Raw genomic sequence first — 1,958 nt, 5'->3', positions numbered from 1 at the left:
CTCGAAATGCAATCGTGATGCCCGTTGCGTGTGGGATACCTCAAATTCCTGGGTGACCACTTACACTTTCTAGTGCGTCCCCCCTGGCCGCTCGCCTTCCCCCAACGAGTGGCTCCCCCCACACGCAGTAAAGGCTACGCGTATGATCTCCCCCCGAAAATCAGTGCTGCCCGCTGCCGTGACCGCCGCGGTCCTGGCACTGACCACCTTCATGCCCGCCACGGCGGTCAACGATCCCGCGGAGAACCTCAATCCCGAGAAGGGGAAAGTGGTCTCCGTGGAAACCCACGAACTCGAGACGGTTGTCAAGGACCCCCAGCTGCCCACGGCCCCGCCCAAGACCGGTGACAAGAATCCCGGCGCGACCATGGGCCAGAAGATGAAGTCCATGGCGACCACGACCAACCTCTCGGAGGCGTCCGAGAAGGAACTCGACAAGGTGGCCGAGAACGTCCTGGGCCCCGAGGCGGCGAAACCCTCCGCCGCGCCGTCGACCGCGGCGCCGTCGCCCAAGACCCCCGCCACGCCGTCCGCGAGCGCGAACCCGAAGGCCACCGCGAGTGCCGCCGCGCAGGCCGCGGGCACCACGGGCATCGGCCCGGCCGGTTCCATGTCCCTGGTGATCCGGGAGAACAACTGGATCCCGACCGGGATCCAGGGCATGGACGTCTCCGGGTGGCAGCCTGCCGTGAACTGGAGCGCGGAATACGCCGCTGGCGCACGCTTCGCCTACGTCAAGGCCACCGAGGGGACCGGTTATCACTCCGAGGCCTTCGACGACCAGTACACGGGCTCGTACGAGGTGGGCATGTTCCGCGGCGCGTACCACTTCGCGCTGCCCTCACAGTCCTCGGGTGCCGCCCAGGCGGACTTCTTCATCAACAACGGCGGCGGCTGGTCCTCGGACGGCAAGACCCTGCCCGGCCTGCTGGACATCGAGTACAACCCGTACGCCTCCCTGGGTGGCACGTGCTACAACATGTCCCAGCCGCAGATGACCGCGTGGATCAAGTCCTTCTCGGACCGCTACAAGCAGCGCACTGGTCGACTGCCCGCGATCTACACGACCGCGGACTGGTGGCAGACCTGCACGGGCAACACGGCGCAGTTCAACGACCACCCCCTGCACCTCGCGTCCTACGGCGTCATGGCACCCCAGTGGTACCCCAATGGCTGGTCGCGCTACGACATCTGGCAGTACACGGACAGCGGGCCCTTCTCGGGTGACTCGAACGTGTACGGCGGTTCGTGGGCGCAGCTGCAGGCCCTGGCGTCGTCGTCGAACTACAAGCCGCTGGGCGGGCGCGCGACCGGCTACTCCGTGGCCGGCGGCATCGGCGCGATCTACCGCGCCACGGGCGGCGCCGCGAAGTGGGGCACCCCGGTGGGCCCCGAGGCCAACGCCGCGAACGGCGGCCGGTACCAAGAGTTCGTGCGCAACGGCGTGAAGTCCACCGCGTACTGGCACCGCACCACGGGCGGGCACATGGTGCGCAACACGAGCAGCATCGGCGGGAAGTTCATCGGCGCCGGACGGGAACGCGGTTACGGCTTCCCGATCACCGAGGAGCGCTCGCTGGCGGGCGGGGCCTACCAGGTCTTCCGTACCCCGTCCGGTAAGTCCACCAAGCTCATGTGGTCCCCGCGCACGGGTTCGCGCGCGATCAAGGAGTACGGCGCGATCGGTCAGCGCTGGGCGAAGTCCGGTATGGAGCGCGGCCTGGGCTATCCCACGACCGACGAGTACCGCGCGGGCTACGAGATCCGTCAGCAGTTCTCCAACGGATACGTGATCGGGTACAACACCGTCTACGGCGGGACCCGGATCAGCCGGTTGTGATGCCGTGGGGGGGGGGGGGGGGGGGGCCCGCCCCCCCCCCCCCCCCCCCCCCCCAACCACCCCCGGGGGGGGGGGGGGGGGGGGCGGGGGCGGGCGGGGGCCACCGCCGCGCGGGGCG

The 1,958-nt window shown here is 69.2% G+C and carries 1 protein-coding gene; it reads left to right on the top strand.

Translation table 11 applies throughout. The features are described 5' to 3' along the window. The first annotated feature begins 142 nt into the window (after positions 1-142). Entirely contained in the window at positions 143-1,840 is a 1,698-nt protein-coding gene (locus A5728_RS04140) for a GH25 family lysozyme (RefSeq protein ID WP_064845843.1), read from the top strand. Positions 1,841-1,958: the final 118 nt, after the last annotated feature.

This window comes from Kocuria sp. ICS0012 (assembly GCF_001665945.1).
Classification (GTDB): domain Bacteria; phylum Actinomycetota; class Actinomycetes; order Actinomycetales; family Micrococcaceae; genus Kocuria; species Kocuria marina.
Note: the sequence above shows the minus strand (reverse complement) of the source record. Positions and strands in the feature narration are given on the sequence as shown.